Annotated in this window: 18 protein-coding genes; 12 read left to right on the forward strand and 6 right to left on the reverse strand. The window is 69.7% G+C overall.

Going from position 1 to position 18,000, the window contains the following annotated elements; all coding sequences use genetic code 11:
* Nucleotides 1–706: 706 nt before the first annotated feature.
* Nucleotides 707–1,468 (reverse strand): HAD-IIB family hydrolase, encoded by a 762-nt coding sequence (locus KGQ19_RS39470; RefSeq protein ID WP_212019035.1) that lies wholly within the window; start codon nucleotides 1,466–1,468, stop codon nucleotides 707–709.
* A 77-nt stretch (nucleotides 1,469–1,545) separates the two neighbouring features.
* Between KGQ19_RS39470 and KGQ19_RS39475 the strand changes: the two genes are divergently transcribed.
* Nucleotides 1,546–2,220 (forward strand): class I SAM-dependent methyltransferase, encoded by a 675-nt coding sequence (locus KGQ19_RS39475; RefSeq protein ID WP_212019037.1) that lies wholly within the window; start codon nucleotides 1,546–1,548, stop codon nucleotides 2,218–2,220.
* Nucleotides 2,221–2,352: 132 nt separating this feature from the next.
* On the opposite strand, the gene KGQ19_RS39480 is transcribed toward KGQ19_RS39475, so the two are convergent.
* On the reverse strand, nucleotides 2,353–3,555 hold the full coding sequence (locus tag KGQ19_RS39480; protein ID WP_307856647.1) for an NAD(P)-dependent malic enzyme: 1,203 nt from the start codon (nucleotides 3,553–3,555) through the stop codon (nucleotides 2,353–2,355).
* Between the two features lie 311 nt (nucleotides 3,556–3,866).
* Here KGQ19_RS39480 and KGQ19_RS39485 point away from each other — a divergent pair, with 311 nt between their 5' ends.
* From KGQ19_RS39485 to KGQ19_RS52295, 4 genes are all read left to right on the forward strand, one after another.
* Nucleotides 3,867–4,841: an ABC transporter substrate-binding protein gene (locus KGQ19_RS39485; RefSeq protein WP_212019039.1), complete on the forward strand. Its 975-nt coding sequence runs from the start codon at nucleotides 3,867–3,869 to the stop codon at nucleotides 4,839–4,841.
* A gap of 8 nt (nucleotides 4,842–4,849) precedes the next feature.
* Nucleotides 4,850–5,836 (forward strand): amino acid ABC transporter permease, encoded by a 987-nt coding sequence (locus KGQ19_RS39490; protein WP_307856648.1) that lies wholly within the window; start codon nucleotides 4,850–4,852, stop codon nucleotides 5,834–5,836.
* Nucleotides 5,833–6,627: an amino acid ABC transporter ATP-binding protein gene (locus KGQ19_RS39495; protein ID WP_212019041.1), complete on the forward strand. Its 795-nt coding sequence runs from the start codon at nucleotides 5,833–5,835 to the stop codon at nucleotides 6,625–6,627. Before KGQ19_RS39490 ends, KGQ19_RS39495 begins: the two co-directional genes overlap by 4 nt.
* A 219-nt stretch (nucleotides 6,628–6,846) precedes the next feature.
* Nucleotides 6,847–7,479: a CGNR zinc finger domain-containing protein gene (locus KGQ19_RS52295; RefSeq protein WP_212019043.1), complete on the forward strand. Its 633-nt coding sequence runs from the start codon at nucleotides 6,847–6,849 to the stop codon at nucleotides 7,477–7,479.
* A 122-nt stretch (nucleotides 7,480–7,601) separates the two neighbouring features.
* On the opposite strand, the gene sodX is transcribed toward KGQ19_RS52295, so the two are convergent.
* Nucleotides 7,602–7,970 (reverse strand): nickel-type superoxide dismutase maturation protease, encoded by a 369-nt coding sequence (sodX, locus tag KGQ19_RS39505; RefSeq protein WP_212019045.1) that lies wholly within the window; start codon nucleotides 7,968–7,970, stop codon nucleotides 7,602–7,604.
* Nucleotides 7,971–8,065: 95 nt separating this feature from the next.
* On the opposite strand from sodX, the gene sodN reads away from it, so the two are divergent.
* The 3 genes from sodN (at nucleotide 8,066) to KGQ19_RS39520 (ending at nucleotide 10,261) form a co-directional block, all read left to right on the forward strand.
* On the forward strand, nucleotides 8,066–8,467 hold the full coding sequence (gene sodN / locus KGQ19_RS39510; RefSeq protein WP_212019047.1) for a superoxide dismutase, Ni: 402 nt from the start codon (nucleotides 8,066–8,068) through the stop codon (nucleotides 8,465–8,467).
* Nucleotides 8,468–8,744: 277 nt separating this feature from the next.
* Entirely contained in the window at nucleotides 8,745–9,182 is a 438-nt protein-coding gene (locus KGQ19_RS39515) for an ATP-binding protein (protein ID WP_194896465.1), read from the forward strand.
* Entirely contained in the window at nucleotides 9,179–10,261 is a 1,083-nt protein-coding gene (locus tag KGQ19_RS39520) for an RNA polymerase sigma factor SigF (RefSeq protein ID WP_307856649.1), read from the forward strand. The genes KGQ19_RS39515 and KGQ19_RS39520 overlap by 4 nt, the downstream gene beginning before the upstream one ends.
* Nucleotides 10,262–10,370: 109 nt before the next feature.
* Here the strand turns inward: KGQ19_RS39520 and KGQ19_RS39525 are convergent, their stop codons facing one another.
* The gene (locus KGQ19_RS39525) at nucleotides 10,371–10,829 is read right to left on the reverse strand and encodes a hypothetical protein (RefSeq protein WP_212019049.1); all 459 of its coding nucleotides are present in this window, start codon (nucleotides 10,827–10,829) and stop codon (nucleotides 10,371–10,373) included.
* Nucleotides 10,830–10,949: 120 nt separating this feature from the next.
* On the opposite strand from KGQ19_RS39525, the gene KGQ19_RS39530 reads away from it, so the two are divergent.
* On the forward strand, nucleotides 10,950–11,882 hold the full coding sequence (locus KGQ19_RS39530) for a diacylglycerol/lipid kinase family protein (protein ID WP_212019051.1): 933 nt from the start codon (nucleotides 10,950–10,952) through the stop codon (nucleotides 11,880–11,882).
* 647 nt (nucleotides 11,883–12,529) lie between these two features.
* Nucleotides 12,530–12,781: a WhiB family transcriptional regulator gene (locus KGQ19_RS39535; RefSeq protein ID WP_015796260.1), complete on the forward strand. Its 252-nt coding sequence runs from the start codon at nucleotides 12,530–12,532 to the stop codon at nucleotides 12,779–12,781.
* A 273-nt stretch (nucleotides 12,782–13,054) separates the two neighbouring features.
* Here the strand turns inward: KGQ19_RS39535 and KGQ19_RS39540 are convergent, their stop codons facing one another.
* Nucleotides 13,055–14,581, reverse strand: a complete 1,527-nt coding sequence (locus KGQ19_RS39540) for a sensor histidine kinase (protein WP_212019053.1) — start codon at nucleotides 14,579–14,581, stop codon at nucleotides 13,055–13,057.
* Nucleotides 14,582–14,692: 111 nt separating this feature from the next.
* Between KGQ19_RS39540 and KGQ19_RS39545 the strand changes: the two genes are divergently transcribed.
* The gene (locus KGQ19_RS39545; protein WP_212019055.1) at nucleotides 14,693–15,877 is read left to right on the forward strand and encodes an 8-amino-7-oxononanoate synthase; all 1,185 of its coding nucleotides are present in this window, start codon (nucleotides 14,693–14,695) and stop codon (nucleotides 15,875–15,877) included.
* A gap of 35 nt (nucleotides 15,878–15,912) precedes the next feature.
* Nucleotides 15,913–17,121, forward strand: a complete 1,209-nt coding sequence (gene nagA / locus KGQ19_RS39550; RefSeq protein WP_307856650.1) for an N-acetylglucosamine-6-phosphate deacetylase — start codon at nucleotides 15,913–15,915, stop codon at nucleotides 17,119–17,121.
* 282 nt (nucleotides 17,122–17,403) lie between these two features.
* Here nagA and KGQ19_RS39555 read toward each other — a convergent pair.
* Nucleotides 17,404–18,000, reverse strand: a 597-nt coding sequence (locus KGQ19_RS39555; protein WP_212019057.1) for a hypothetical protein, incomplete at its 5' end; no start/stop codon positions are given.

The raw sequence follows: 18,000 nt of genomic DNA on the forward strand, positions 1-18,000 counted from the left end.
CTCATCCAGATGCGGGAACACCGCCTGGAACTTCGCCGCCAACGCCACCTCGACACCCTCACCGATCGCCATAGCACATCATCGTGCCCTGTTTCCGGAACCGACGCATTGTTTTTCGACGAGCCCTTACCCCCGGACACCGGTGCTGTACCCCCCGGGCTGACGACGCGACCGAGGGGAACGGACCGCACCACCCCACAAACCGCCACCGCTGAGCCCTGACCCAGCCACCCTAGGGAACCGCGCTAGTTTCCCTGAGGTTGCCGAGGCCCGCCGGAGGCCCGGCCCTTCATCACAGCTTTTGACTTTGATCTTGCTTGTGGCCCTTGACCTTGCTTGTAGCTCTTGATCTTGCTTGTGGCCGTTGATCCTGCTCTTGATCTTGCCTGTGCCCTTGTTCTGACTTGCTGGAGTTGAAGAGGCCTGAGGTGCGGCGGGGTCGTGAACGCGAAAACCGGCAGCCAAGTCGCATACTCGCCGACCCGAACCCCGAACCGGCACAACTATGACCGAAGGCCGTAAAAATCGCCTTTCAACCCACAGCCCAACCGCAACCCAGCCCCCAAACACCAGCCCCCAGCAAACTCCACCCGCCAACGAATCCCGCCCGCCGACCGGCACGTCGCGGACTACATCGCGGACTACATCGCGAACCACATCGCGAACCACGTCGCGAAAACTCCCGGGAACGTTGCCTAATACAGCACTAGCTCTCCAACCACCGCTCCACGAAATCCGCAGTGTCCTGCCACCCCTTCACCGCCACCGACCGGATCCCCATGGCCTCGACCGGGTGGTCGTTCCCCTGCGGATCCAGCCGGTCCCCGGCGAACAGGATGTCGCCCATCCCGACGTGCAGCTCGGCCATCAGCTTGCGCATGCCGTAAGCCTTGTCGATGCCCTGCGCCGTGACGTCGATCGAGGTGCTGCCGCCGCTGCGCACCTCCAAGCCCGGGAGGCGTTCGGCGGCCCAGGAGCGCAGGCGTTCCTTCTTGGAGCCGTCCGGGTCCCAGGCGGTCTTCGCGGCCACGGGTGCCTGTTGGCCGAGGGCGGAGAAGGTGATCTGGCTGCCGCGGTCCTCGACGATGTCGCCCCAGGTGTCCTGCTCCCACAGGCCGAGGGTCTTGGCGCCCTCGGTCAGGACGTCGATGACCTCGCGCTTCGTCTCCTCCGGCAGGTCTTCGGCGTAGATCTCGCGCCAAGCGCTGTCGCGGTACAGGTAGTAGCGGGTGCCGTTGGTGGGCATCAGGTTCAGCCGGGCCAGCTGTTCCGGGGCGGCCCGCAGGTGGTCCAGGACCTGGGCCTGGAACTGGGGAAACGCGCCGCCGGAGATGATGCACACCTGGACCTCGTCCAGCAGCCGGACCAGCAGGCCGGCCATGCGCGGGGTGATCGCGGACTTGGATTCGGCAAGGGTGCCGTCTAGGTCGAAGGCGAGGACTCGGGCATCAGGATCGTGAGAGGTCATGCCTCCACTTCACCGCATGCGCGGCGAGGGCGCCATGGGGCCCGCACAGGGTGGCCGGGATGCGTAGCCTCGGAAATATGGAGACCGAGACGGCCGCGGCTTACGATCCGTTCGCTGATTGGTACGACGACTACATGTCGCCCGCGGTGAGCGGCGAATACATCGAGCGTCTGCACGGCGTGCTCGGCGGCCTGCTCGGGCCCGGGTCCGGGACGTGCCTGGACGTGTGCTGCGGCACCGGGGCCCATGCCGCGGTGCTGGAGCAGCTGGGCTGGACCCCGGTGGGGGTCGACCTGTCACGCGGCCTACTGCGCCGCGCCAAAGCCCGGCTGCCCGTGGCGGCGGCGGACGCCGCCCGGCTCCCGATCGCCGACGGCTCGGTGTCGGCGGTGTCCTGCCTGCTGGCGAGCACCGACGTGCCCGACTACGCCGCGGCCGTCCGCGAGGTCGCGCGCGTCCTGCGCCCCGGCGGCGTTTTCGCCCACGTCGGACTGCACCCGTGCTACGTCGGCTCCTTCGCCGACCGCAGCGATCCGGAGCGCATCACGATCGACCAGCGCTACGGCGACCGGTCCCGCAGCTTCGACTCGTGGAACGCCACCGGCGTCCGCACGCGGGTCGGCGCCTGGCACGTCCCGCCGGCCGACCTGCTGAACGCCTTCACGGCCGCCGGCCTGCACCTGGTGCGGACCGCCGAGTCCGGGGCGGCCGACATCCCCGACCTGTTCGGGATCCGCGCCGTGAAGGTGTGAAGAGGCCGAACGTCGCGCGGTGACGAAAGCGGCAGAAGGCCATCAAAGGCCGTCAATAGCGGACACCGGCGCCCGGCGGCTCCTGAGCAGCCGCCGCACACCGGTGTCCCGTGAGCATTAATACAGCCTCGGCTACAGTCGCGCGACCCCGTCGCGGCGGGCGGCGTCGGCCACGGCCGCGGTGACCGCGGGCGCGACGCGCTCGTCGAAGGGGCTCGGGATCACCTTGTCCGGGGCCAGCTCACCGGCGACCACACCGGCCAGGGCCTCGGCGGCGGCCAGCTTCATGCCCTCGGTGATCCGGGAGGCGCGCACCGACAGGGCCCCGGCGAAGACGCCCGGGAAGGCCAGGACGTTGTTGATCTGGTTGGGGAAGTCGGAGCGCCCGGTGGCCACGACCGCCGCGTACTTGTGCGCCACGTCCGGGTGGATCTCCGGGTCGGGGTTGGCCATCGCCGCGATGATCGCGTTCGGGGCCATGGTGGCCACGTACTCCTCCGGGACCCGGCCGCTGGACACGCCGATGAAGACGTCGGCACCGCGCATCGCCTCGGCCAGCCCGCCGGTCAGGCCGGCGCGGTTGGTGATCGCCGCCAGTTCGGTCTTGACCGGGGTCAGGCCGGCGCGCGCCGCCGAGACGATCCCGCGGGAGTCCACCACGGTCAGGTCGCCGATCCCGGCGTCCAGCAGGATCTTGGCGATCGCCACGCCGGCCGCGCCGGCGCCGGAGATCACCGCGCGCAGGTCGGCCAGCGGCCGGTCCACCACCTCGGCCGCGTTGCGCAGCGCGGCCAGCAGCACGATCGCCGTGCCGTGCTGGTCGTCGTGGAACACCGGGATGTCCAGCCGCTCCTGGAGCCGGCGCTCCACCTCGAAGCAGCGCGGCGCGGAGATGTCCTCCAGGTTGATGCCGCCGAAGCCCGGGGCCAGCCGGGCCACGGTCTCCACCAGTTCGTCCACGTCCGTGCAGTCCAGACAGATCGGGACGGCGTCGACGCCGCCGAACTGCTTGAAGAGCACCGCCTTGCCCTCCATCACCGGGAGCGCGGCCAGCGGCCCGATGTCGCCCAGGCCCAGCACGGCGGTCCCGTCGGTGACCACCGCGACGGTGTTCGCCTTCCAGGTGTAGTCCATCGCGAGCTCCGGACGCTCGGCGATGGCGGTGCAGACCTCTGCGACACCCGGCGTGTACGCCAGCGAGAGATCCGCGCGGTCCCGGAGCGGGACCGTCGAGCGCACCTCCATCTTGCCGCCGCGATGCAGGTCGAAGACCGGCTTCTCGCCTCCGGCGGGGTCGCTTTCGATGGACTGGGTCGGGATGAGCTGCCCTGACATGGCTTACCCCTAGCTGCCGCGAACGGCTTGTTGAGGGAACGGGGAAAGACCGGACCGTGAACCTGTTGAGGGATGGAGGGGAGGCTCGCCGGGCTCGCTTCGCTGCAGTCGGACGATGGTCCGTACCGCGTTCCACGAGCGCCGATGGGTCCGTTCGACGCTGTCGCACCGACGGCACGGGGTTCGCCCGTGATGCGATTTTTACATGGCTGCCTATGTTCAACGGCCATTTGCCGGTGCGAGGATTCCAGCACCGTACCTCATGAACATTGCTTGAGCGGGTAATCGATCACCCACCAGGAGGAGAACACATGCGCGCCGGGAGAACTTCCAGGGCCGTCATAGTCGGGGCCGCGGGGATCGCACTGGTCCTCACCGCAGCCGGTTGCGGAAGCGGCAGCAAGCCGGGGGGCTCGTCGTCCACCGGCAGCACCTCGGCCGCGTCCGGATCGTCCAGTTCCGGTTCCTCGACCGCCTCCTCCTCAGGTTCGGGCTCCGTCGACAGCGCGGCCGCCGCGCTGGTGCCGGCCGCGATCAAGAGCAAGGGCGTCATCACCATCGCCACCGACCCCAGCTACCCGCCGAACGAGTCCAAGGACCAGAACGGCAACATCGTCGGCTGGGACGTGGACATGGGCAACGCGATCGCCGCGAAGCTGGGCCTGAAGGCGAACTTCGCCAACGTCACCTTCGACAACATCGTGACCGGCATCTCCACCGGCAAGTACGACGCCGGCATGTCCTCGATCACCGACAACAAGGAGCGCGAGGGCGTCGACGACTTCGTGACCTACTTCAACGCCGGCACCAAGTTGATGGTCCTCAAGGGCAACCCGAAGAACCTGACCGACAACTCCCCCACCGACCTGTCTTTGTGCGGCCTGACGATCGGCGTGGAGAAGGGGACGATCCAGGAGAGCCCGGACATCCCCAACCGCAACAAGGCGTGTGAGGCGGCCGGCAAGAAGGACATCAAGACCTTGTCCCAGGACACCCAGGACCAGATCAACGAGTCGCTGTCCTCAGGGCGCTGCGACGCGGTGCTCGCCGACTCCCCGGTCGTCGACTACTACGCCAACAGCGGCAACTTCCAGGCGGTCGGCGCGATCTACTCCGGCGCCCCCTACGGCATCGCCATCTCCAAGACCGACAGCGGGCTGTCGCAGGCGTTCCTGGCCGCACTGAAGGACCTGGTGGCTGACGGCACCTACCACAAGCTGACCACCCAGTACGGGATCCAGGCCGGCGACTACACCACCCCGGGCTTGAACCAGGCGACGAGCTGAGCCGGGCGGTGACTGAGGATAATCCGACGGCGGGTGCGGACGACGCGCTCGCCGCGGCGGCAGTGCAGCCCAACGCGATCCGGGCGGTGCGGGTGCGCCGGCCCGGCCGATGGATCAGCGCGATCATCCTGCTGCTGTTCGTGGCCATGTTCGCCCACATGCTGGTCAGCAACAAGAACTTCGGCTGGGACCTGGTCCGGCAGTGGCTGTTCTGGCACACCATCATCCAGGCGATCTGGGTCACCCTGGAGCTGACCGTCTACGCGATGCTCATCGGCATCGTCGGCGGCGTGCTGCTGGCCGTGATGCGGCTGTCCAGCAATCCGGTGTCGGCGACCGCCGCGTGGCTGTACACGTGGTTCTTCCGCGGCACCCCGGTCCTGGTCCAGCTGCTGTTCTGGAACAACATCGCGGCCCTGGTCGGCCAGCAGGTCGGTTTCGGCGTCCCGTTCGGGCCGCAGTTCTTCCACCTGGACACCAACTCCACGATCACCGCGTTCACCGCGGCGGTGCTGGCCCTGGGCCTGAACGAGGCCGCGTACATGTCCGAGATCGTCCGGGCCGGCATCCTGTCGGTGGACGAGGGGCAGAGCGAGGCCGCGGCGTCGCTGGGCATGCGGCGCGGCAAGATCATGAGCCGGATCGTGCTGCCGCAGGCGATGCGGGTGATCATCCCGCCGACCGGCAACGAGGTCATCAGCATGCTGAAGACCTCCTCGCTGGCCTCGGTGATCGGCGTGGTGGAGCTGACCGACGCCAGCGAGTCGGCGATCCACCTGTACTTCAAGGCGATCCCGTTCTACGTGGTGGCCTCGCTGTGGTACCTGTTCTTCACCACGGTGCTGTCCATCGGCCAGTACTACATCGAGCGGTACTACGCCCGCGGCTCCACACGGAACCTGCCGCCGACGCCGTTCCAGAAGCTGCTGCGCGCGAATCTGCTGTTCCGCACCAGACGCAGGCGCGCCGAGGAGATCAGGGAGGCGCTGCGATGACCGCCGACCTCATACCCGACGCCCCGAGCAACGCGGTGGCCGTCGAGATCGACAAGGTCTACAAGTCCTTCGGCCGGCTGCCCGTCCTGCGGGGCGTGTCCATGACGGTCCGCGAGGGCGAGGTGGCCTGCCTGATCGGCCCGTCGGGCTCCGGGAAGTCGACCTTGTTGCGCTGCGTGAACCACCTGGAGAAGGTCGACGCCGGGCGGATCAGTGTGCACGACCGGCTGGTCGGCTACCACCATAAGAACGACCGGCTGTACGAGATGCACGACCGCGACGTCGCCAAACAGCGGCGCACGATCGGCATGGTGTTCCAGCGGTTCAACCTGTTCCCGCACATGACCGCGCTGGAGAACATCATCGAGGCGCCGGTCCAGGTCCTGGGCAAGTCCAAGGCCGTGGCCGTCGCCGAGGCCCGCGAGCACCTGGAGAAGGTGGGGCTGTCGGACAAGGCCGGCAGCTACCCCACCCAGCTCTCCGGCGGGCAGCAGCAGCGGGTGGCGATCGCCCGGGCGCTGGCCATGCAGCCCGCGCTGATGCTCTTCGACGAGCCGACCTCGGCCCTGGACCCCGAACTGGTCGGGGACGTGCTGGCGGTGATGCGCCAGCTCGCCGAGTCCGGGATGACGATGATCGTGGTGACCCACGAGATGGGCTTCGCCCGGGACGTCGGCGACACCGTGGCGTTCATGGACGGCGGGATCATCGTGGAGCACGGAGACGCCAGGCAGGTCATCGCCGAACCTCAACACGCGCGCACCCAGGCGTTCCTGGCGAAAGTGCGCTGAGCTGGAGCGATTGAGTTCCGTCGCGGGGCACCGCCGGCCGGTGCCCCGCGACGACCTTTTGGACGTTCTCAACAAACATCGGATGACGCGATTGTTGAAACGGTGATGAATTGACCCTCGCGCACAGGACCCGAACGGCGTACCGTCATGGCTACTAAACGAGCAGAACGTCGGGCATCGGGCGCCTGGCGCCACTGATGGCGAACAAGGACGAAGACCGTGGAACTCGCATCCTACGCAGACCGGGCGGTGTCGTTGGTGAACACCGCCGACCCCTATCGGCACCGGGACACGCTCACCACGTGTGAGCAGGCCAAGGAGCTGTTGGCGACCGAGGGCAGGTGCCGGGTCACCAACGCCGACGTGGCGGAGCTGCGGGCCATCCGGGACCGACTCCGCGAGGTCTTCGACGCCGCCGAGTCCGGCCGGGTGCCGCGCGCGGTCCAGGTGCTCAACTCCCTGATGAAGCAGTACCCGATCCGCCCGGTGGTCACCGACCACGACGGCGCCTCCTGGCACCTGCACCTGGCCGAGGGCGCGCCGACGATCGCCGCGGTCTACGGCGCCAAGGCCGCCATGGGGCTGGCCGTGCAGGCCACCGAGCTCGGCTTCGACCGGCTCGGCGTCTGCCAGGCCGCGCCGTGCCGCGAGGTGTTCATCGACACCTCCACCAACCGCTCGCGCCGCTACTGCTCAGACCGCTGCGCCACCCGCGCGAACGTGGCCGCCTACCGGGCCCGGCGCAAGGAGCAGGCCCGCGCCGCCGCCGCGGCCAGCGAGGCCGAGGCCACCGCGGCCGCCGCCGGCGCCAAGGTGATGGCCGGGGCCGGGAGCGCGTCCGCCGGTCGCTGAGGAGTTCCCAGCCCCACTGGGAGCTTCGAGGTGCACCGGGTGCGCTTCAGCCGCTGTGCGCGTCCGTCACGGGTCGACAGCCCGACGGACGCGACCGGCCACCAGGGCGCCGCGAGTCCGGCTCAGTCCAGGACCTGATCCTTACTCGGGATCCGTGCGATCCGGCACGGATCCCGCAGCCGCAGCACGGCCCGCGCCAACACCGCCGCCTCCGGCACCGCGCCGAACTCGCGTGAGTCCGACGTCACGAAGTCGTTGTCGCCGAGCAGCCACCAGCCCGCGCCCACGCGCCGGGCGGCGCGCTTGATCACGAGCAGACCGTCGGCGCGCCCCGGATGGCGGGCCACCACGACGTCACCCGCCCGGATCCTTTCCGGGCCGATCCTGCGTGCCAGCACGAAGTCCCCGTCCCGCAGCGCCGGGGCCATCGAGGGCCCGGTCACCCGCAGCACGGACCACCGCGCGGTCCCCGGTCCGGTCGCCGATCTCACACGCGCCACCTTGTCACGCGCCGATCCCGGGGGCCGAGTAGGGTCGTGGCATCACGTTGTCCGGCTATCCGGCGTATCAGATAGGGGAACCTGACATGTTCTCGCGGATCTTCTCCCGCACCACCGCTGTCCACGCTCACTGCGACCTGCCGTGCGGCGTCTACGACCCGGCCCAGGCCCGGATCGAGGCCGAATCGGTCCTGGCGATCACCAAGAAGTACGCCGACAGCTCCGACGAGGCCTTCCGGACCCGAGCGATCGTCATCAAGGAGCAGCGCTCCGAGCTGGTGAAGCACCACCTGTGGGTGCTGTGGACCGACTACTTCAAGGCCCCGCACTTCGAGAAGTACCCGCAGCTGAACACCCTGTTCAACGAGGCCACCAAGCTGGCCGGCGCGGGCGGTACCAAGGGCAGCATGGATCCGGCCGTGGCCGAGCAGCTGCTGGGCAAGATCGAGGAGATCTCCAAGATCTTCTGGGAGACCAAGCAGGCCTGATCCACCGCTCTTGATCGGCAGATATGACGATCAGTAGTCCCCGAGCCGTCCCGCGCCGGATTTTTCCCCGGCGCGGGACGGCTCGTCTGTCCCCCGTTCGGGGTACGTTGAGTGTGAGGGACGAGCACTGAGGGTGCGTCCGGGCCACGCTCGGGCACGCATTCAGCGTACGATCCGCAGCAGAATGATTCACTCCAGCAGCGGAGGTGTCGTGCATCAGCACTCTGCCCAGCGGTCAGCCGTCCCCACAATCGCCTCAACGAGCGCAGGAAGCGGAATGGGACAACAAAACGGTGCCCCGCAGGACTTCGTCGAGGTCCGCATCCCGGCCGAGGGTGCGTACCTGTCGGTGCTGCGCACGGCGACGGCGGGCTTGGCCGCCCGGCTGGACTTCACCTTGGACGAGATCGAGGACCTGCGCATCGCCGTGGACGAGGCGTGCGCGATCCTGCTGACCAAGGCGGTACCCGGCTCGGGGCTGACGTGTCGGTTCGAACTGCGTGACGGTGCGCTCGCGGTGGACGTCTCGGTGCCCACGCTGGACGGCAAGACGCCGGCCCGGGACACCTTCGCCTGGACCGTGCTGGCGGCGCTGGCCGGCCAGGTCGACGCGTACGTCTCGGAGGCCGCCGGGCCCGACGGCCCGGCCGGGGCCGGCATCGGGCAGACCGTCACCATCAGCATGCTCAAGCAGCGCGGCGTGGGAGCTCCGTGAGCGCCGCCGAGGAGATCCCAGTGCGCGCCTTCGAGCCCGACGAGATCCCCGCCGCCCGGCGGGCCGGATACGGCGAGGGGCAGCCGGGCACGCCCGCGCCCGCCGCCGGCGAAGCGGCCCCCGGTGACGACGACGCCCTGGAGGGCGAGCAGGACCTGGAGCACGAGTTCGACGAGCCCGGCCTGGAGCTGGACGTGCTCGCCGGCGACCTGGACCACGAGGACCCGGTCGTGGCGGCCGAGTCCGAGGGCGAGAGCAGCCCGCAGGCCGCCGCCCCGACGTACCCGCTGCGCCGGCCGCCGCGCCAGGGCGGCCCGCACGCCGAGGCGCACGCCCGCGCCCGCGAGCTGTTCGCCCGGCTCAACGAGCTCCCCGAGGGCTCCACCGAGCGCAAGCAGATCCGCGACGAGCTGGTCCAGATGCACCTGCCGCTGGTCGAGCACCTGGCCCGGCGGTTCCGCAACCGCGGCGAGCCGCTGGACGACCTGACCCAGGTGGCGACCATCGGCCTGATCAAGTCGGTGGACCGCTTCGACACCGAGCGCGGCGTGGAGTTCTCGACCTACGCCACGCCGACCGTGATCGGCGAGATCAAGCGCCACTTCCGCGACAAGGGCTGGGCGGTCCGGGTCCCCCGCCGCCTGCAGGAGCTCCGGCTGTCGCTGACCAGCGCCACCTCCGAGCTCTCCCAGCGCAACCGGCGCTCCCCCACGGTCGCCGAGCTGGCCGAGTACCTCAAGATCTCCGAGGAAGAGGTCCTGGAGGGCCTGGAGTCGGCCAACGCCTACTCCACGCTGTCCCTGGACGTCTCCGAGGGCGGCGACGAGGACTCGCCGGCCGTCGCGGACTCGCTCGGCAGCGAGGACGAGGCGCTGGAGGGTGTGGAGTACCGCGAATCGCTCAAGCCGCTGCTGGAGCAGCTGCCGCCGCGGGAGAAGAAGATCCTGCTGCTGCGGTTCTTCGGCAACATGACGCAGTCGCAGATCGCCGAGGAGATCGGCATCTCGCAGATGCACGTCTCCCGGCTGCTGGCCCGGACCCTGGAGCAGCTGCGGGCGCAGCTGCTGGTCGACGAGTGATCAGCTGACCAGAGGAACAAAGCGGCGGCCCGTCGGGGCCGCCGCTTTTCACTTCCCGCGCCGATCTCAACCCGCGCGATCGCCTCGCACAGGATCACTTCCCGTCGGATCACTTCCCGTCGGCGGCCGGGTCCTCGTCCTCGCGCCAGTGCCGGGTCAGCGCGGCGGTGGAGGCCGGGGTGAAGATGCAGACCAGCCCGACGACGGCGGCGGCCACCGTCGGCACCGCGCCGATCCAGAAGTGCGCCTCGACCATGAAGTAGGCGACCCACAGCGCGAGCAGCTGCATCATCACGGCCGGAGTCCGGCCCCGCATGCTCGCCCGGGCCAGCGCGCGCGGCACCAGCGGCAGCGGGACGGCCAGGATCAGGAACGTGATACCGACCGCGATCGCCTGCCCGCGTTCCCGCGGGGTCCCGGTGACCGACTCGACCACCAGCCACAGCGCGTAGATCAGCGCCACCGCGCTCTCGACCGCGGTGATGGCGGCCACGACCGTCAACGGCCGCGGGACCTGCTCGGCGGGACCGGCGACGGTCGGGGCGGCTTGCGTCGGATCGCTGGACATACTCAGGAGGGTAGCAACGGCCGGTGCGGCACACTGTGCTGGCCGGGTAAACCGCCAGGCCGACCGGGCACCGGGCGGGTCGCATACCGCAGTCGTAATACGAACCAGTAACGTGTGCCCATGCGCGCGCTCCTGGTCATGAACCCCAAGGCCACCAGCACGACCGAACGCACGCGTGAAGTGCTGGCGCACGCCCTGGCCGGGGAACTGGAAACCGAGATCGGCGAGACGGCCTACCGCGGCCACGCCGTGGAGTTGGCACGCGCCGCGGCCGAGGACGGCGTGGACCTGGTCGTCGCGCTCGGCGGCGACGGCACGGTCAACGAAGTCGTGAACGGCATACTGACCGCCCGGGTCCCGGACGGCGGCCGCCTGCCGGACCTCGGGGTGGTCCCCGGCGGGTCGACGAACGTCTTCGCCCGCGCGCTCGGGCTGCCGAACGATCCGGTGGAGGCCACCGGCGTCCTGCTGGACGCGATCCACGAGAACCGCCGCCGGCCGGTGTCCATGGGCCTGGCCGACGACCGCTATTTCACCTTCACCGCCGGATACGGATTCGACGCGGCGGTGGTCGGGATAGTGGAGGAACGCCGCAGTGCCGGGCACAAGTCGACCGGTTCCCTGTACATCCGCTCCGCGCTGCGGCATTACTGGCGCGACCTGGACCGCAGGAATCCGCCGATCGGTATGAAGATGGCCGACGGCACGGAGATACCACGGCTGTTCATGGCCATCGTCACCAACACTTCGCCGTGGACCTATCTCGGCAACAAGCCGATCGTGGTCACTCCGGAATCCTCGTTCGAGGACGGTCTGGACTTGTTCGGCGTCACCAGAATGTCCGGGCGGGCGGCACTGCGGATAGTGCGACACATGTTCACGTCCACCGAGAAGCTGGTGCGCGGCAAGAATGTCAGCCTGCAGCATGATCTGACGGAATTCACGCTCACCGCCGACGTGCCGACCGACTTCCAGGTCGACGGGGATCACTTGGGACTACGCGAAAGTGTGACGTTCCGAGCGATTCGCGATGCGCTGCGGGTCGCGATGTGATGACATGGAGTCACGGCCTCCTCTCCGGGCGCCGGAACCGCCGAGGATTCCCAGGTACTAGTTCGCTCTAGTGCCTTTGGACTAGTCATCGGCACCTCCCGCATCCCTTGGAAGGCAAGGTGTGAGGCAGGAGACACCCTGGAATCCAAAAACATCGGACCAACCTCTTGTGCACCGGCCGGGACCCCTGACACCCTTTATCGAGGCACCTGTCGGAAGGTTCACCCGGCCCGGTGCGGTTGGACGCTAGGGGAAAGTGGCGCGGATCACCCGGGTCGCGGTCCCCGAATCGCGTCTCGCCTTCGTTCGCGGAGCGCGTCAGCGATCTCCGCCGAGGCCAACTGCCCAGTTGTTCGAGTGGTCCTGGTCGCCGGAGTTACTAGTGAAAGCGTTCACATTCACAAGGTGGGCGCGGGAGCGGAACCCGTGCGGCGGCCGTCCAGTGGCGGGCCCGCCGCCTGACCGATAGAGCCGTACAGAAGACGTACAACAGCAAGACCACAGTGACCGGACACCCGCGTCCGGCGTTGTGGCTGTAGTACCCGGCAGCGCCGGACCCGCCAGGGCCGTGGGGGACCTGGTCGAGTCGCCGCATCCGGAACTGGCACCGCACACACGTACACCACTAATCCGAAGGAGTGGACCCCATGGACTGGCGCCACCGCGCTGCCTGCCGTGACGAGGACCCCGAGCTCTTCTTCCCGATCGGGAACACCGGGCCCGCGTTGCTGCAGATCGAAGATGCCAAGGCTGTATGCCGCCGTTGCGACGTGGTCGACCAGTGCCTGCAGTGGGCACTGGAAAGCGGCCAGGACGCCGGCGTGTGGGGCGGGATGAGCGAGGACGAGCGCCGCGCGCTGAAGCGCCGTGCCGCCCGGGCTCGCAGCCGCATGGCCTGACCAGGCCCTGCCGCATCCTTGCCCGGCAAGCTCTCGCACGACCGCACGACAGCAGTTCGACAAAACATCAATATATGTACGTATCTCCGTGCTGCGGCGTTCTTGGACCGCAGTACGGACGCCGAGACTGAGCGGTCCATAGGGCCGCTCTGTTGGTTTTCCCGGGGTCTTCTCCGGTGGTTCCGCCCCTAGCGTAGCGGAGTTCTGTTACCACTCTGACGCACCCCCGGGTAGCCCTCTCGCTCAATCTCAGCTCTTCGGTTGAGACCCGCCTCAGCTCTTCGGAGCAGGCGCCTCACCGACTTCCACGTCCAGCACGGCCACCGCGCCCCGGCCGCTGGGGGCCGGCCGGAGATCGAAGGTGCCCTTCAGATCGCCGTGCACAAGTGTTCTGACGATCTGAAGACCGAGGTTCCCGGCCGTGGCCGCGTCGAAACCCGCCGGGAGCCCGTTTCCGTCATCGGTGACGATCACGCTCAGCCGGGGACCGGAGCGGTGCGCCTCGACCTGGAGTGATCCGCCGCGGTCGGCCAGGCCGTGTTCCAGCGAGTTCTGCAACACCTCGGTGAGCACCATGGACAGCGGGGTGGCGATCTGGGCCGGCAAAACGCCGAACCGGCCGACCCGGCGCGAGCGCACGCTCAAGCCGCCGGGGCCGCCCGGACCGCCGGCGCCTACGTCCACCACCATCGCCAGCACCCGGTCGGCGATCTCGTCGAAGTCCACCCGCTCGTCAAGGGTCTGGGACAGGGTCTCGTGGACCAGCGCGATCGAGCCCACCCGGCGGACCGCCTCCTCCAGCGCGGCGCGGCCGGTCCCGTCGTCGATCCGGCGGGCCTGCAGGCGCAGCAGCGCGGCCACGGTCTGCAGGTTGTTCTTCACCCGGTGGTGGATCTCGCGGATCGTCGCGTCCTTGCTCACCAGCTCGCGCTCGCGGCGGCGCAGCTCGGTGACGTCGTGCGCCAGGACCAGCGCGCCGGTGCGCTCGCCCTGCGGCCGCAGCGGGATGGCACGCAGCTGGATCACGGTGCCGTTGCCCTCGACCTCGGCCTCCCGCGGCTTGCGGCCGGAGGCCACGACTTGCAGCGCCTCCTCCATCGCGCCCTGCACCGGGGCCAGCGCGGCGGTCAGATCGCCCAGGTGCTCCCCCACCATGTCGGCGGCGTAGCCGAGCCGGTGGTAGGCGGACAGCGCGTTGGGGCTGGCGTAGACGACCGCGCCCTCGGCGTCCAGCCGGATCACGCCGTCGCCGACGCGGGGCGAGTTGTCCTGCTGGTCGCGCGACTCCGGGTAGGGGAATATCCCCTCGGCGATCATCCGCGCGAGGTCCGCCGCGGTCTGCAGATAGGTCAGTTCCAGCCGGCTCGGGGTGCGGGCGGCGAGCAGGTTGGTGTTGCGCGAGATCACCGCGATCACCCGGTCCCCGCGGCGGACCGGGATGGCCTCGACCCGGACCGGCACGTCCTCGCGCCACTCCGGGTCGCCCTCGCGCCGGATCCGTCCGGAGTCGATGGCCAGGTCCAGCATCGGCCGCTCGCCGCGCCGCAGCGTCGAGCCGACCAGGTCGGCGGTGTAGCAGGTGGGGCCGGTGTTGGGGCGCATCTGGGCCACGGCCACGTAGCCCGCCGTGGCCGGCAACGTCTCCCCTGGGCCGTTCCCGTCGTCCACCTTCAGCGGCGCCCACAGCACCAGGTCGGCGAACGACAGGTCGGCCAGGAGCTGCCAGTCGGCGATCAGCAGGTGCAGCCAGTCCAGATCCGCGGCGTCGAGATCCGTGCGGTTGTGGATCAGGTCGTTCATGGACGGCATGCTTCTTGGTATCACAAGCCGGCGCCCACAACTCCTTCACGATCATTTTGGAAGTTACGGCAGGTCCGGAGCCGGTTCCGGGCCGGGTAGCCTCTTGGCTTCGTGAGCACCGACGACCGGCCCTCGTACGAGACACAGCACCACCCGCTGTCCTGGCTGGCCCTGCGCGCGGACCAGCGCCGCGCCGCCGGGCTGCGCCGGACCCTGGTCCCCCGCGCCGCCGACTCCGCGCTGATCGACCTGGCGGGCAACGACTACCTGGGCCTGACCAGGCATCCGGAGGTCGTGGCGGCCACGATCGAGGCGGTGCGGCGTTGGGGTACCGGCTCCACCGGGTCGCGCCTGGTGACCGGGACCACCGAGCTGCACGCCGAGCTGGAGGCCGAACTCGCCGCGCACGCCGGGACGGAAGCCGCTCTGGTTTTCTCCTCCGGCTATCTGGCCAACCTCGGCGTGATCACCGCACTGGCCGGCCGCGGCGACCTCATCGTCTCGGACAGCCTGAACCACGCGTCCCTGATCGACGCCGCCCGGCTGTCCCGGGCCCGGATCGCCATCACCCCGCACAGCGATGTGGACGCCGTCGCCGCGGCGCTGGCCGGCCGCGCCGAGGAGCGGGCTCTGGTCGTCGTCGAGTCCTTGTTCTCCGTCGACGGGGACACGGCACCCCTCAGAGAGCTCCACGAGGCCTGTAGAGCGCACGGCGCGGTCCTTGTGGTGGACGAGGCGCACGGGTTCGGTGTGGCCGGTCCTGAGGGCCGTGGAGCCGTTTTCGAGGCCGGGCTGGCCGGGGAGCCGGACGTGGTCGTGGCGGCCACGCTCTCCAAGGCCCTGGCGTCCCAGGGCGGGGCGGTCCTGGGCTCGGCGGAGCTGATCGCCCACCTGGTGGACGCGGCCCGGTCGATGATCTTCGACACCGGGCTGGCCCCGGCCGCCGCCGGCGCCGCCCTGGCCGCGCTGCGGGTGATCCGCCGCGATCCGGGACTGCCGGAGACGGTGCGCAAGCGGTCATGGGAGATCTACGAACTGGCCCTGGAGCTGGGCTTGCAGGTCACCGCCCCGAGCGGCGCGGTGACGTCGATCATCATGGGCGCCCCGGAAGCCGCGGTGGCCGCCCGGGATTTCTGCCTGGAGCGCGGCCTGCACGTCGGCTGCTTCCGACCGCCGTCGGTCCCTGATGGAAAGTCGCGATTGCGGGTGACGGCTCGGGCGGATTTGTCCGACTTCGAGGCGGAACAGATTCGTTCGGTACTGAGCGATCTTGCTGCGATTCCAACACAGGTCTAGACATTCACGATTGGTCTAGTCCACAATCTTTTCTCGTGACCAGCATCTCAGCTCCGCGCGTCCTGCTCGACGGGCGCCTGGCGGGACCCGCCACCGTCGTCGTGGACGACGGCGTCGTGGCCGAGGTACTGGACGGCGCCTCGCCCGAGGCGGACATAACCCTGGACCGCGGCGTCCTGACCCCGGGCCTGGTGGACATCCAGACCAACGGCTGCTTCGGCGTCGACTTCATCACCGCCTCCGAGCAGGACTGGCACCTGGTCTCCGACCGGCTGCCGAGCACCGGCGTCACCGCCTTCCAGCCCACGTACATCACCGCGCCGATGCAGACCCTGCTGTCAGGTCTGGACCGCGCCGGCGCGGTGATCGACTCCCTGCGCGGCGCCCAGGCGATGGGGGTCCACCTGGAGGGACCCTTCCTGTCGCCGCAGCGCCCCGGCGTGCACGACCCGCAGTACCTGGTGGACCCGACGCCGGACCGGATCGACGCCGTCTTGGCGACGCTGGCCGCCGAGCACACCCGCGACCTGGTCACCATGGTGACCCTGGCCCCGGAGCTCGAAGGCGGACTGGAGGCGGTACGCCGCCTGGCCGGGGCCGGGATCCGCGTCTCACTGGGGCACACCGACGCACTGGCCGCACAGGTCCTCGCCGCCGCGGACGCCGGCGCGACGCTGATCACGCACATCTTCAACGCCCAGCGCCCGCTGAACCACCGCGAACCCGGCGTCCCGGGCGCGGCACTGTACGACGCCCGCTTCACCTGTGGCCTGATCGCCGACCTGCACCACGTGGCCCCCGAGATCTGCACCCTCGTCTGGCGCGCCGCCGCCGGCCGGGTGGCACTGGTGACGGACGCCATAGCGGCGGCCGGAATGCCCCCGGGCGAGTACGAGTTGTCCGGGATCAAGGTCTTCCTCGGCGAAGACGGCGTGCCGCGCGACGCGGCCGGCGTCATCGGCGGTTCGGCCCTGACCCTGGACCGCGCGATCCGCAACCTGGTCGGCATCGGCCTGGACGAGGCCTCGGTCCTGTCGGCCGCCACGCGGGTCCCCGCGGACGCGCTCGGCCGGCCCGATCTGGGCCGCATCGCCCCGGGCACCCGCGCCGACCTGGCATGGTTCGACGACGGGTACCGCCCGCTGCGCACCTGGGTCGCAGGGCGTAGCGTATTCGAGGCCGGTTCCGGCGCCCAGGCGCCGAACGGGCCCCACAGACTGGCGAGGGAACACCAGCCCGCCTAGCCCTGACAGGCGCGGGCACCAGGTGTTTCCGACCAGGCCGCCACCCGGCGGCAAAACGGGAGGACGAGGCTCCGCACGCCTCGCCGACCGGCCGGGACGGCGGCGAACCAAGAAGGCCGCGGGCTAGCGCGGCGGTGAAGGTTGAGGGGCCGACACCGCCGCGGGCCCGGGGCCGGGGCGGCCGGCGTGGCGGATTCCTCGCCGACACCCCACAAGACGAAGCCAGACGAAGCCAAGGCGAAGGCCCGCCGGTCACATCGGCGGGCCTTCGTCGTGCGTGCGCTACTTCGCCAGCGCCTGCTCCATGTCCGCGAGCACCAGCTCATCCTTCGCAGTGCTCTGCATCGTGTCGCCGACCATCTGGTTGACCCGCAGCACCGCTACCCGATCGCCCGCCCGCACCACGTAGCCGTGTAGGTAGCCGCCGGCAGCCGTGTGGCTGGTCGACACCCAGGACACGCCGTCCGCCGTGCTGACGCCGGGCACGGTGGTCTCCGCCCGGGGGTCATCGGAACAGCTCTTCGGCGAACCCGGGTTGCGGGCGTCGGAGAGGAAGCCGGCCGCCGTGTTCTGGTCGGGGAAAGTGAGCACGATCTCGTTGGCGTCCAGCTTGAGCGCCACGTCTTGGTTCGTCGCATACTGCACGAACCTCCGGATCGGGAACGTCCGGCCCGGCGTGCACTGTCCCGTCCAATCGCTGGCCTTGGCGTCGGTGACGACGGGGTCGGCCGCTTGCCCCGGACTGCACTTCGACCGGTCGGCGGCGCCACAGCCGTTCGGCGCCACCGTCCAGTGCGCTACGTCGTAGCCCGGCCACTGCGTCGCCGGGAGGATGCCTTCGGCCCGGGCGCTCGCCGACCCCGCGTCAGCTCCCGACCC

Origin of the sequence: Catenulispora pinistramenti (assembly GCF_018274385.1) — a bacterium.
In the GTDB taxonomy this organism is placed as follows: Bacteria; Actinomycetota; Actinomycetes; order Streptomycetales; family Catenulisporaceae; genus Catenulispora; species Catenulispora pinistramenti.